The 12,129-nt window shown below is 57.9% G+C and carries 11 protein-coding genes, 1 tRNA gene and 1 pseudogene; 9 read left to right on the forward strand and 4 right to left on the reverse strand.

What is annotated here, in order from left to right:
- Positions 1 to 17: 17 nt before the first annotated feature.
- Positions 18 to 1,295: a cysteine desulfurase gene (locus tag NW816_RS08240; protein ID WP_414408847.1), complete on the forward strand. Its 1,278-nt coding sequence runs from the start codon at positions 18 to 20 to the stop codon at positions 1,293 to 1,295.
- A 12-nt stretch (positions 1,296 to 1,307) separates the two neighbouring features.
- Positions 1,308 to 1,403: pseudogene (locus NW816_RS08245) on the forward strand (IS5/IS1182 family transposase); the annotation flags it as partial.
- 85 nt (positions 1,404 to 1,488) lie between these two features.
- Here NW816_RS08245 and NW816_RS08250 read toward each other — a convergent pair.
- On the reverse strand, positions 1,489 to 3,168 hold the full coding sequence (locus NW816_RS08250; protein WP_414408848.1) for a SpoIID/LytB domain-containing protein: 1,680 nt from the start codon (positions 3,166 to 3,168) through the stop codon (positions 1,489 to 1,491).
- An 89-nt stretch (positions 3,169 to 3,257) separates the two neighbouring features.
- Between NW816_RS08250 and NW816_RS08255 the strand changes: the two genes are divergently transcribed.
- From NW816_RS08255 to NW816_RS08265, 3 genes are all read left to right on the forward strand, one after another.
- Positions 3,258 to 3,689 (forward strand): DUF1818 family protein, encoded by a 432-nt coding sequence (locus NW816_RS08255; protein WP_414358272.1) that lies wholly within the window; start codon positions 3,258 to 3,260, stop codon positions 3,687 to 3,689.
- Positions 3,690 to 3,778: 89 nt separating this feature from the next.
- Positions 3,779 to 4,585: an FAD binding domain-containing protein gene (locus tag NW816_RS08260; protein WP_414408849.1), complete on the forward strand. Its 807-nt coding sequence runs from the start codon at positions 3,779 to 3,781 to the stop codon at positions 4,583 to 4,585.
- 573 nt (positions 4,586 to 5,158) lie between these two features.
- The gene (locus NW816_RS08265) at positions 5,159 to 5,593 is read left to right on the forward strand and encodes a type IV pilin protein (protein WP_414408850.1); all 435 of its coding nucleotides are present in this window, start codon (positions 5,159 to 5,161) and stop codon (positions 5,591 to 5,593) included.
- Between the two features lie 33 nt (positions 5,594 to 5,626).
- Here NW816_RS08265 and NW816_RS08270 read toward each other — a convergent pair.
- Positions 5,627 to 5,700: transfer RNA gene (locus NW816_RS08270), tRNA-Arg, on the reverse strand.
- Positions 5,701 to 5,839: 139 nt separating this feature from the next.
- Between NW816_RS08270 and NW816_RS08275 the strand changes: the two genes are divergently transcribed.
- Positions 5,840 to 7,162, forward strand: a complete 1,323-nt coding sequence (locus NW816_RS08275; protein WP_414374683.1) for a dihydroorotase — start codon at positions 5,840 to 5,842, stop codon at positions 7,160 to 7,162.
- Between the two features lie 106 nt (positions 7,163 to 7,268).
- On the opposite strand, the gene NW816_RS08280 is transcribed toward NW816_RS08275, so the two are convergent.
- A complete protein-coding gene (locus tag NW816_RS08280; protein WP_414358292.1) occupies positions 7,269 to 8,540 on the reverse strand; it encodes an MDR family MFS transporter in 1,272 nt (423 codons plus the stop codon).
- Between the two features lie 603 nt (positions 8,541 to 9,143).
- Positions 9,144 to 9,440 carry a hypothetical protein gene (locus NW816_RS08285; protein WP_414348680.1) on the reverse strand — a complete coding sequence of 99 codons (297 nt, stop codon included), beginning with the start codon at positions 9,438 to 9,440 and terminating at the stop codon, positions 9,144 to 9,146.
- Positions 9,441 to 9,654: 214 nt separating this feature from the next.
- On the opposite strand from NW816_RS08285, the gene NW816_RS08290 reads away from it, so the two are divergent.
- From NW816_RS08290 to NW816_RS08300, 3 genes are all read left to right on the forward strand, one after another.
- Positions 9,655 to 9,897 (forward strand): Ycf34 family protein, encoded by a 243-nt coding sequence (locus NW816_RS08290; protein WP_414358294.1) that lies wholly within the window; start codon positions 9,655 to 9,657, stop codon positions 9,895 to 9,897.
- Between the two features lie 136 nt (positions 9,898 to 10,033).
- Positions 10,034 to 11,050: an oxygen-dependent coproporphyrinogen oxidase gene (gene hemF, locus NW816_RS08295; protein WP_414408851.1), complete on the forward strand. Its 1,017-nt coding sequence runs from the start codon at positions 10,034 to 10,036 to the stop codon at positions 11,048 to 11,050.
- A 39-nt stretch (positions 11,051 to 11,089) separates the two neighbouring features.
- On the forward strand, positions 11,090 to 11,785 hold the full coding sequence (locus tag NW816_RS08300; protein WP_414408852.1) for an alpha/beta hydrolase: 696 nt from the start codon (positions 11,090 to 11,092) through the stop codon (positions 11,783 to 11,785).
- Positions 11,786 to 12,129 lie beyond the last annotated feature (344 nt).

The raw sequence follows: 12,129 nt of genomic DNA on the forward strand, positions 1-12,129 counted from the left end.
GGCCTTTTGCGCAGACTATGGCGGTATCCCCCCTTTCTTCTTTCAAGCTTGATCATTCTTTCGACCTGGCTGCCCAGGTGCGGTCAGATTTTCCGATTTTGCAGCGCCAGATCAACGGCCACCCGCTGATCTACTTTGACAACGCTGCCACTTCTCAAAAGCCACTGGCAGTCCTGCAGGCGATGGATCATTACTATCGACACTGCAATGCCAACGTGCATCGCGGGGTGCATACGCTGAGCAACGAAGCCACAGATGCCTATGAGGGGGCGCGGGAAAAGATCGCTCGTTTTGTGAACGCGCCTTCTCCTCAGGAGATCATTTACACCCGCAATGCCAGCGAAGCCATCAATCTGGTGGCCTACAGTTGGGGCTTGAGCCATCTGGAGCGGGGGGATGAGATCGTCCTCTCGGTGATGGAGCACCACAGCAACCTAATCCCGTGGCAATGGGTGGCCCAGAAGACGGGAGCCTACCTCAAGTTCATCCAGATCACGCCAGAGGGAGAGTTGGATCTGGAGCACTACCAATCTTTGCTCAGCGACCGCACCCGCTTGGTGGCGGTAACCCAGGTCTCCAACATGCTGGGATCCATCAACCCCGTTCAGGAGATTACTGAACTGGCCCATCGTTACGGAGCCAAGGTTTTGCTGGATGCCTGCCAGAGCGTGCCCCACATGCCTGTGGATGTCCAGGCGCTGAATTGCGATTGGCTGGCCTTTTCGGGGCACAAGATGTGTGGCCCGACGGGGATCGGCGTCCTCTACGGCAGGCGGGAGCTGCTGCGAGCGATGCCTCCCTTTTTGGGCGGGGGAGAGATGATCGCCGATGTGTACTGGGATCACGCCACCTATGCGGATATCCCCCACAAATTTGAAGCCGGTACGCCGGCGATTGCCCAGGCGGTGGGGTTAGGGGCAGCCGTAGATTACTTGAGCCAGATCGGTCTGGAGCGGGTTCATGCCCACGAACAAAGGTTGATTGCCCACCTGTTGGACGGGATCCAGCGCATAGCGGGTATTAGGGTTTATGGCCCCAAGGATCCGGCGCGACGGGCAGGGCTGGTCAGCTTTTCGGTGGAGGCCGTCCATCCTCACGACCTGTCTACTTTGCTGGATGAGCAGGGCATTGCCGTTCGAGCAGGGCACCACTGCACTCAGCCTCTCCATTGCTATTTGGGAGTACAGTCCACTGCCCGAGCCAGTGTTTACCTGTACAACACCTTGGCGGAGGTGGATCGCTTTTTGGACGTGTTGGCAGAAGCGGTGGAGTTCTTCGGCGCTGCCCTAAGCTAGGTCGTGTTGATCTTAAAGCAGTACCGACATCTATTTTCTCGTTTTGACAAATTGGCAAGAAACTTCTTGAGTTTTCTCTATCTCGTCAGTGCTCTCTTTTGGCTCAAACATAAAGATCAACACAACCTTGCATTCCTCCCGACCCTCGCCCTGTGGGCAGAGGGCAGGGCTCCTGTGGCTTCTAGCTGAATCTCTAGCGGACGGAGTAGGCTGCTGAGACGGCAGGCAACTGCAGGGAGAGGGATCCCAGCGGGGCCAAGGTGGTGCCGGGGTAGTAAAAAGCCAGGATTTGCGCCGCGTTAAACCCCTGCCGAGCCAGGGTATAGGAGCCGTACTGGCTCAAGCCCACCCCATGGCCGAAGCCGCCGCCGATAAAGCGATAGCCCGCCAATCGCTCCCCTTGTTTGAGAGGCTCTATCCGAAACAGGGTGCTGTACAGGCGGGGAAAAGCCAAGCGCACCTGATCTTTGCGCAAAAGAATGGAGTGGATCCCTTCTGCCGTCTGCAAGTCCAATTGCATCGCCTGCACCCGGCCACTGGTGGAGCGCTCCAGGATCTGCATTCCCGCGATGCTGCTCCAAGTGGGCATGGGGATCCCCAGGTAGTCTTGGCCGGCGCGCAACTGGGTGTTCAGCTCCTCCAGAGATAGGGAGAACTCCCAGCGGAATAGGCGGGATACCCCTGCTTCGTTGAAGCCCTCTCGTTGGGCCAAAAACGCCTGGAAGCTGCTCTCCTGCCGCAAATCCAAGGGCTTACCCGGTTGATGGGCAATATCCGCTTGCCGGCGCAGGTAGGGGCGCGGATCCCCGTCCCAAACATCTTCAAAGGCCGCCGAGATGCCGCCATTGGTAGAGGAATAGACAGCATCCACCAGCTCGCCATTGTAGGTGAGCACCAGGCCACTGGTTTGGCGAATGGCTTCGTCTGCCCGTGGGTGAGTTCCGGTCAACCCCTTGTAAACCTGGCAATGGGTATTGGCGCAGAGCTGATAATCGTCAACCTGAAAGCGGTGGAGGTTCTTGAGGGCGTAGGTGCGCGCCAAAATCGCCTGGGCGGCCATCGCGGCAAAAGGGGCCCCTGGCCCCACCTCGTGGGGAACTACCCCCCGCAAATAGGTTTCCAGAGGCACGGCATTGACCACAGTGTAGCTGCCGTAGGCATTGGGCTGAAAGGTGATGGATCCGGCATAGTAGTGGTCGTTCACCCGTAGATAGCCGGCATCAGAGGTCACCCTGAGGCGGGTGCGGTGGTAGCGAAAGTGTTCATGGATCCAGCTCAGCTCCGCCCGTTCTCGCCGCTCCTGCACCTCGAGCCGCACATGGGGGATCCCTTCTTTCTGGGCATACTGCTGAATCTGGGCCAGTTGTTGCGGGGTGTAGGCGCGGCTGGCCCACACCTGCCATTCTTGCGGCTGGGCGATCTCGGTGCTGATGCCCAGAGACTGCCAATGGTTGGCATTGGCCTCGGCACTCTCAAAGCTTTTGTGGCTGCTGAGAATTAGACGATATACGGTTTCCGGGGAGGTCAGGGCGCGATTGACAATGCCAATGCTGACCCGAGGCGTTCGCTGCGTTTGGGTGCTGCCGTCTGCTTGGGCAAATTCCAGGGTGAGAAGGGATCCCGTCGGCGCTGCCAGCTCCACCTGATCCGTCTCAGAACGGCCAAAGCGTTGCACAATGCCTATGTGCAGGATTGGGTTTTCGGGGGTGGCCGCCGTGGCAAAGGTCTCTTCGCCAACGCCGGTCGCGTCGGCGGCATGGAGCGCCAAGGCCGTCAGCAACAGGCCCAAGCCGGAAATGAGGGTGCTCTGCTTGCAGGACGAAGTCCTTGAAAACCGGCGAGGTTTGGCAGTGGGAGGCTGACAACTGGCCATGGCCGCTTTATCCTAAAACACACCCTGTCGATTTTACCCGCATCTTTTCTGGCCCACCTGCAGTGGTCGCGTTAGCGGTGCGGAGCACCATGGATGCTTTTCCTCGCATGTCTGTTCCCGACGACGGGTTCCCAATCGCCACGGCGGGACGCCGCCCCTCTTTGCACAAGGGATCCGGCTGGCGGCTGGGCTGGGATCCCACCCGTTCCCCTTTTGTTGCCCTGGTGGGGGGAGAAACCTGGGCGCTGGAGCTCACTCAGGAGGAGTGGCAAGCGTTTGTGCAGGGGGTGCAGCGCCTGCAGCAGGATATGGAGGCCATCGCATCCCAACTGATGGCGGAGGAGAGCATTACGCTGGAGCAGACTTTCCCTGCTTTGACCCTGATAGCCAGCGGCAGCGCCACTGCCTGGGGTCTCTATGTGCAATTGCATCAAGGCCGGCGCGGAGAAGGTTTTTGGCCTGCTGATGTTGTCCCTGAGCTGTGCCAGGCCCTCGCCCAATGCTTTGAGGAAGCTCTCTAGCCCCCTGAAGCCTGCAGTCTGGATCCCTGCCCAGGGTTTTTGGGGCGAAGCTACAACCCCTTGATTCCCTTCAGCGCCTGAGAGAACCGATGGATCTGCACCATCTGCACACTTACATTCGTCCCCGACAGCTTGAGGACTTGACCGCCTGGGATCCCGGCTGGAACTGGCTGGCCGGGGGGACTTGGCTCTTCTCCCAGCCGCAACCCCACCTGCGGGGACTGGTCGATTTGCATCCTCTGGGCTGGAATGAGCTGGAAATCAGCGCAGAAGGGCTAAAACTGGGGGCAACCTGTACCTTCCAGCAACTGCTGCAATACCCTTGGCCGCCCCATTGGCCGGGGATCCGCGCCCTGTGCGAGGGAATGGCATCTTTGGCCTCTTTCAAAGTGGCCCACCTGGCAACGATAGGGGGAAATCTCTGTCTGGCCCTGAGTGTCGGTGTCGTAGCGCCCGTGTTGATCGCCCTTGAGGCCACCTACACGCTGATCGATCTGCAGGGATCCCTGCGCCACATCCCCGCTCAGGACTTTCAAACCGGCCCCCAACAAACTCTGCTGCAGCCGGGGGAAGCCTTGCGATCCATCTGGATCCCGGCCCAACGCCTGCGCAGCCCCAGCACCTTTCAGCGGCTCGGCATCACCCAAACGGATCCCGCCCTGGTGATCGTTGCCGGATCGCGCGATCCCGACTCAGGCAACTATCGCTTCGGGCTCAATGCCGCCCTTTCGCCCCCACAACTGATCCAGATGGGATCCCGGCCCAATCCAGAACACCTTCCCCAACTTTTGGCAGAGCAAGCCCACGGCTGGATCGCGGATTTTCGGGCCAGCGCCCTCTACCGCCAACGCATGAGTGAGGTATTGATTCGCCGCTGTATAGACATCTTGGGCTAATCGGGGTATTGCCCCATCCCAACAGGGGGCTGAGAACGACGTACTCATCCTGCCAAAGCTCCCGCCGCTCTGAAAGTAAAGGTTTTAGGCGTGGGTCAGTGCCCCAGTTTGAATCGAAATGACCATAAGTCTGACATTCCCGTCCATAGGATTGAGATAGCCACAGGCAAAAATTCATCTGTTGCTGTTCCAAAAATGGGTAACACATAAAAGTTTGGGGCAGTAGCAACTGGCAGTGTCACCCCATAGACAGCCGCGAAAACAGTTCACAGTGAACTCAGATTTATCTGGCCTTAAAACTTGAAGCCAGTTTACAAAAAATTTACCTACAGTTGATATCCAGTGGGGTTTTGGATTCAGGAGTTCACATGATTTGATGAGGAAAGTTTTGGGTCTGCGAAGGGTAACCTGAGACCAAGAAAAGGCTTGAATACCAGGGCAAGATCCTTCGGGTTTAGCCGGGTGCCTGATTTCTCCCAAAGTGGGGCTGAGGCTGTCATGAATCGGTTTTCCCTTCATGAAGTCTATCTCAGGAGAATCCTTTTCCGTCTGGCCACTGCAGCTCCTCGTGGCATGACATTGATCGAGTTGCTTGTGGTCATTGTGATTGTCGGTACTCTCTGCGCGGTGGCCATTCCCAACCTGCTTAACCACATTCGCCGTTCCAGAGTTGCTGAAGCCCAAACAGCTTTGGCGACCGTTGGCCGTGCTTCGGAAATCTTCCGCATGGACTTTACGGTTTATCCCTCCGGCTACGCCGATATTGAATTCGGAGGGATCCACGGGGATCGTTATCTGCAAGATCCCTGGCAAGCCCCCAACTATCGTCTCCCCGAAGTTGTTCCTCCCACTCCTGGCCCAGCTGGCATGCGTTGGATGACTGAGTCTTACACCTACACAACTGCTGGTGGGGATCCCCTGCGCTGTGACATTGGCCTCGGGGATCGCCAGCAAGAGGTTCTGGTCTCTGGCTACGACCTGCACAACTCCTGCAACCTTTATCATTGACTTGCCTGGGCGAGATTTGGCGGCTTGAGGAGACGGGACTGGGCGGACTTGAACCGCCGACCTAGCGCTTAGGAGGCGCTTGCTCTATCCATCTGAGCTACAGCCCCTTGTCGGACATCCTACCGATCTTAGCCCCCATCCCAGATTACAGCCCTTTTGCAGATGAAGTGGTGCTCAGCCAATTCTTAACGCGCTCCGACTGGGGTTGGTGTTATTCTGAGAGCGCCTTTGAGGGAGGGCGGAGCTTTGTCTGGCGATTTGCTGATCCGAAATGCTGAGCTGCTGGTGCCGGAAGGGGATCCCTGGCGGGGAGATGTGCTGGTGCGGGAGGGGCGCATTGCCCAAATCGGCCCAAACCTCTCGCCAGAAGGGGTGGCAAGGATCATTGACGCTGAGGGCCATACCCTGATGCCGGGGGTTATCGATCCCCAAGTTCACTTTCGCGAGCCTGGCCGCGAGCACAAAGAAGACCTGCAGACGGGATCCTGGGCCTGTGCCCGGGGCGGGGTGACCAGCTTTTTGGAGATGCCCAACACCGACCCCCTGACGATTGACCAAGCGACGCTGGATGACAAGCTGGCCCGTGCGGCCAGCAAGTGTGTAGTCAATTACGGCTTTTTTATCGGGGCCACTGCCGATAACCTAAAAGAGCTGCAAACGGTGCAGGGAGCCTGTGGCATCAAAATCTTCATGGGATCCATGCATGGCCCCCTCTTGGTGGATGATCAGGCGGCGCTAGAACGGATTTTCGGGGAAACGGATCCCAACTTTTTAATTGCCGTCCATGCCGAAGATTTGTCTCGCATCACAGCTCGTAAGGCCCTGTTTGCCGGACGCACAGACGTAGCTGTTCACTCGCAAATTCAGGACGAGGAATCGGCCCTGATCGCCTCACGGCGGGCTTTGGACTTGGCCACCCGCTACCGCCATCGCCTACACATTTTGCACCTTTCCACCGGTCTAGAGGTCGAGCTGCTGCGCCAGCACAAGCCAGCTTGGGTGACGGCAGAGGTGACCCCCCAACACCTACTGCTCAGCACCGCCGATTACGCTCGTCTGGGATCCCTGGCCCAGATGAACCCCCCCCTGCGGGATCCCGCTAACCTGGCCCAACTGTGGCAGGGGCTGCACGACGGGATCCTGGATTGCATTGCCACCGACCATGCCCCTCATACTTTGGAAGAAAAGGCTCAGCCCTATCCCCACTCCCCTTCCGGTATGCCCGGCGTGGAAACCGCTTTGCCTCTGATGTTGACGGCAGCCCAGCAGGGGCGTTGTACGCTGGCGCAGGTGGTGCGGTGGATGTGTGAGGCGCCGGCCCGCCTCTACGGGATCCCTAACAAAGGACGACTGCAAGTGGGCTACGATGCTGACTTGGTGTTGGTGGATCGCCATACCCCCAAGCCGGTGCGGCGAGAAGAACTGTTGACCAAATGCCGCTGGAGCCCCTTTGAAGGGTGGGAGCTGGTAGGCTGGCCACTGCTAACCCTCGTGGGCGGGCAGATCGCCTTTCAAAATGGCCGTGTGGATCCCTCGGTGCGGGGAAAGGCCCTGCAATTTCAGCGCTAGCCAGGGATCCCTGGCGTTCTATCTATTCCATCTAAAAGTCATCATCCATACCCTGGCAAACTGTTGGCCAAGATTGGGATCCCGAGATCTGTCTCCTTTCTAGGCTCTAGCGTTCCGCATCACCGAGGGGAGCGGGCTCCATCACCAGAGGCGCTGCGGTTCTATTCACCTTGCAGGGCAGAATGCGGTTTAGAAAGCCGAGGATCCCCCAAACCCAACTGACGGTGATCACCCAAAAGATCCACAGCCCGCTTGCCCACGGTTGCGGCAAGTCCAAGGCCATCCCCCCAATCATCGGGCCAAGGGCAAACCCCGCCGACCAACAAAGAGAGTTGACCGACAGATACACTCCCCGCAAGTGATCCGGTGCCAAATCCGCCACCAAAGCAGAGGCAGAGGGGTTGTAGCTCACCAACGCCAAAGAGAGCACCGCCAGCGCCAAGACTGCCACCACCGACCCCAATCCCGCCGCCAGACCGCTAAGCCAAACCAAGAGAAATCCTACCCCCCACATCAGGGCGGATCCCTGCAACCCTTGAATGCGCGTCCGGCGATTCAGCCAACGGGCCACCGGCATCTGCAGCAGAGCAACCAAGGCCCCATGTAAGGCAAACAAAATGCCGATTTGCACCTCTGGGATCCCTACCCCATTGCGGAAGTAGAGGGGCATGCTGCTGCTGAGCTGAGCGACATAGGTGGTGAACAGGATATTCGACAGGCCAAACACCAAGAGGGAGCGATCCCTGAGAGCGGTTTTCCAACCTGCCAACACCGGCTCTGCTGCCGGACAAGTCGCCCGAGTTTCCCGGATAAAAAACCAAAGCACCGCCAGAAAGATCAGAAAAGTGACACCATCGATCACAAACAAGAGCCGATAGGCCCCCGTCAGAGCCACCAGCGTGCTGGCCATAGCCACCCCAAGGCTGAGGCCCAAGTTGTCCCCCAGACGGTTGAGGGCGTAGGCTTCGTTGCGCTGCTCGCGGGTGGTTAGATCCGCTACAATCGCTTCTGCAGGCGGCCAGTACAACCCCTGCCCCAAACCTGCAGCCACATTGGCCAGAGCAAAACTCCAAAAGTTATGGGAGAGCGCAAACCCAAACGACCCCAAGCTGGAAATGGCCAGGGAGAGGATCAAAGTGGAGCGGCGCCCCCAAGCTCCATCGGCCATCGAGCCGCCCAGGATGCGGCCAAACACCCCGGCAAAAGCCATAATGCCCAGCCCCAAGCCCACTTGGGTGGCGGTCAGCCCTACCTGATTGACAAAAAAGAGGGTGGCATAAAACAGGGTAAAGCCGGTTCCGGTTTGGGAAAGCAGCCGACCGACAAAGATTAGCCAAACCTGAAAACTGAGCTTCGGCCACCAAGAAGGGATCCGCATGTTGGGTGCAGTGGGGGAGGGCCTACCTAGCCTACGGGATCCCGTTCACCGACGCCAGGGCAAGAACCCTGCTCCGACTCTGACAGGTAAGCTGAAAATCTGCCAAGCCAAGCCTGATGTTCGTTACCGGAAGGCTCTTCACCCAGCGAACCAGCAGACAGGGCAACCCATTCCCCCAACTCCAGATATTCGCTCAACAGCCGCGCCAACTTATAAACTCGATAATCGAGCTGCACCAAGCTACTTTTCATCTGCCCCAAAACACCCAGTCCTCTTCTAAGCCGACTCAACGCTTTTCCCAAAACTTGCTGAGCAGGAAGCCAGCCCCTGCCTCGCCACAGCCGAGCCGTAGCTCCCTTTTGCCCACAACAGGGTGCCTGTAGCTCAGCCACAGACCTGGACAAGGCTGGAAAAAGCTGTGCCTTACAGTCCTAACATTAACAATCGTAAAACAATTGCAAATAAAAAGTCATCCACCTGCTTGCCTTGCAGGAGCCAACCCAAGCGCTAGACCAAGAGAGCCGCGGTTTTTTTCAAGTCAGCACGGGTGTCTTTGAGGAATAGGGATCCATCCGACAAGCGCTAACCGGCTGCTGGTTGCTTCTAGCTGACGGCCACGGGCGACTTAGCCGCAGCAGCAGCGCGATTTTCCTCTTCCTCAGGGGGGACAACGGCAAACTCGATGTGGTTGAGCAGGGTGGTCACGAAGGCGAAGAGCAGGAAAGGCAGAGAAATCACCAAAATCAGGGCAATGGTGAGAAAAGCGTAGAGGGGGCTATTCATCAGGGAGAGGGCAGCGGCCAAGCTGGCAAAGATGACAATCAGCCAAATGATGATCTGGCCGTAGATATCTCCAAAGGAGAGGGTACAGGTGAAGCGGTAGCGGGTGTGAGTGTTCATGGCAGTTCCTCTGGATAGCCTGGATGGTTTGATCCTAAGGGCAGATCAAGCCTCAGCCTGAGAAATATGTCGAGATTTTAGACGAGAGACGAGAAGATGCCTCTCTTTGCTAAGAAATATCTCAAGAATCGGCTGAGAAAGAGGGGATCCCCTGTCTGGAAAGGGGCAGGATGCTACCCTCGAGATTGGGAACCGTCTCTTGCAGGCAGCAGCCATGTGTATTTGTATTCACTGCTACTACGTAGACCGCTGTACCACCTACCACGCCGTGGAAGCGCAGCATCAGCAGCCTCATCTCACGTTGACGCCGGATTTTGAGCCGCAAGGCCCCCAGATCAATGTCAATATCCGCAACGGTGGCACCGAGATGGAATGGGATGTGGTGGGCTGCCAGAGCTTTCGCGAGGAACGGAACAAGTGGGCGCGGCTCCGTCCCTACGAGGTGGTTCCCACGTGAGATCCTAAAACGGCCTGGATTTTACAGAAAGTTTCTTGCCCGGCCAGGTTAGAACTCTTTGGTTCGGTTCTCCCAGCCTGGGAGGGTTTATCTGGGCGGGGGATGTTTTTGGCGAGTTTCGAGAGATTAGAAGACTATGGTGCTGACCTCAAGCCCCGCAGCGCTGCCGGTGGATGCCCGCCAACAGGTGAGTCGGCTCATGCAGCGCCTACAAGATGACATCTGTGCCCGTCTGGAGGCCCTGGACGGAAAAGCCAAGTTTCGGGAAGACCGTTGGGAACGCCCTGGAGGAGGGGGTGGGCGCTCGCGGGTCATTCAGCAGGGAGATGTGTTTGAGCAGGGGGGGGTCAATTTTTCCGAGGTGTTCGGGTCCCATCTGCCCCCTTCGATTCTGAAGCAGCGTCCAGAAGCGGCAGGGCATCCTTTCTACGCCACAGGCACCTCTATGGTGTTGCATCCTCGCAACCCCTATGTGCCGACGGTACACCTGAACTATCGCTATTTTGAGGCGGGGCCGGTTTGGTGGTTTGGGGGCGGGATGGATCTCACCCCCTATTACCTGTTTGAGGAGGATGCGGCCCATTTTCACCGCACCGCCAAGGCAGCCTGTGACCGCTTGGATCCCGTCTACTACCCAGTTTTCAAGATCTGGTGCGATCGATACTTTTTCCTACCCCATCGCGGCGAGGCGCGCGGTGTTGGCGGCATTTTCTTCGACTATCAGGATGAACGCCCTGGGCTTCTCTATCGGCCCGAAGGTCAGGCGGAAGGGGATCCCGAACAACTGGCTTCTGAGCCACCATCGTTACAGGTGCGGGTGGGATCCCGCAGTTGGGAACATCTTTTCCAGTTGGTGCAAACCTGTGGCGACGCCTTCTTGCCGGCCTATGTGCCGATTGTGGAGCGGCGGCAGGGGATGGAATGGGGGGAGAGAGAACGGCAATTCCAGCTCTATCGTCGCGGGCGCTACGTGGAGTTCAACTTGGTCTATGACCGCGGCACGATCTTTGGACTCCAGACCCAGGGCCGCACCGAGTCGATCTTGATGTCTTTGCCGCCATTGGTGCGCTGGGAATATGGCTACGAGCCCCAGCCGGACACGTGGGAAGCCAAGCTCCATCAGGTGCTTCGCCAGCCCCAGGATTGGGCGTAGGCCGGCCATACCTTGTCTCCGCCTTTGAGGATCCGCTGCGTGCCTTCTTCTTTGCCCCTCACCTACCGCTTTCAGCCGCCTCGACAGGTCGGCTTGGGATCCGCACCTGTGTTGGTGATGCTGCACGGGATCGGCAGCCACGAGGGGGATTTGTTCCAGTTGGCCCCCTATCTGGATCCCCGGTTGGCGGTGATTAGCTTGAGAGCCCCTATTCCTTGGAGTGTGGGCGGGTTTGCCTGGTTTGAAATGGCCTGGACGCCAGAAGGGCTGGTGGGGGATCCCCAGCAAGCGCGCAATAGCCTCAAGCTCCTGAGCCGCTTTCTGGAACAGGCGCTGCCCAATGGGATCCCGGATATTGCCTTGGATCCCAGCCAGGTGTATTTGCTGGGGTTCAGCCAGGGGGCGATCATGAGCCTGTATTTGGCTCTGACCCAGCCGGAGAAGCTGGCAGGGGTGGTGGCGATGAGTGGGCATTTATCTCCAGAGATCCTGGCCGAGGCGGTGGAGCCGGAGCGGATGAAACACCTGGCCATCTTGGCAGTTCATGGCACTGCCGATGCTGTTTTGCCGATTGCTTTTGGCCGCCAGATCAGGGATTATTTTGCCCCGCTGCCACTGAACTTTACCTATCGCGAGTACGAGATGGGCCATGAAGTTTCCCCGGAGAGCCTGCGGGATATTCGGGTGTGGTTGCAAAACCTGTTGGATAGGAGAGATTCGGAAGTGAAAACCTGAAGAAGTTTGACCCAATTGGGATGACCCTAATTCAGGTGTTGAGCAAGGCTGTGCAGCACTTAGCAAGCTCCTCAATGGCACAGCTCCGGTTCTCGCCATCTTCAGGGTTTCGAGGGGCAAGTGATAGGGATCCGTGTCCTACTCGGTTTTCCGGCTCTCCTTCGGATTCGGATGCCAGGATATTAGTTGTTTCAGGTTAGGGTGAGCGCCTGGGTTACATTGCTCCGCAACACTGACGCGACCAGCGTTTTAGGTGTGGGTGCGGTGTCCTAGGTTGTGTTGATCTTTCATTTGAGCCAAAAGAGAGCACTGACGAGATAGAGAAAACTCAAGAAGTTCCTGGC

This window comes from Synechococcus sp. W55.1 (assembly GCF_047461655.1).
Lineage (GTDB): Bacteria > Cyanobacteriota > Cyanobacteriia > Thermostichales > Thermostichaceae > Thermostichus.

What these genes read in the sequence shown, in the direction of transcription:
- NW816_RS08290 (WP_414358294.1), top strand. Translation starts at nt 9,655, where the DNA reads ATGTGTATTTGTATTCACTGCTACTACGTAGACCGCTGTACCACCTAC.
- NW816_RS08265 (WP_414408850.1), top strand. Translation starts at nt 5,159, where the DNA reads ATGACATTGATCGAGTTGCTTGTGGTCATTGTGATTGTCGGTACTCTC.
- NW816_RS08250 (WP_414408848.1), bottom strand. Translation starts at nt 3,168, where the DNA reads ATGGCCAGTTGTCAGCCTCCCACTGCCAAACCTCGCCGGTTTTCAAGG.
- NW816_RS08280 (WP_414358292.1), bottom strand. Translation starts at nt 8,540, where the DNA reads ATGCGGATCCCTTCTTGGTGGCCGAAGCTCAGTTTTCAGGTTTGGCTA.
- NW816_RS08240 (WP_414408847.1), top strand. Translation starts at nt 18, where the DNA reads ATGGCGGTATCCCCCCTTTCTTCTTTCAAGCTTGATCATTCTTTCGAC.
- hemF (WP_414408851.1), top strand. Translation starts at nt 10,034, where the DNA reads ATGGTGCTGACCTCAAGCCCCGCAGCGCTGCCGGTGGATGCCCGCCAA.
- NW816_RS08255 (WP_414358272.1), top strand. Translation starts at nt 3,258, where the DNA reads ATGGATGCTTTTCCTCGCATGTCTGTTCCCGACGACGGGTTCCCAATC.
- NW816_RS08285 (WP_414348680.1), bottom strand. Translation starts at nt 9,440, where the DNA reads ATGAACACTCACACCCGCTACCGCTTCACCTGTACCCTCTCCTTTGGA.
- NW816_RS08260 (WP_414408849.1), top strand. Translation starts at nt 3,779, where the DNA reads ATGGATCTGCACCATCTGCACACTTACATTCGTCCCCGACAGCTTGAG.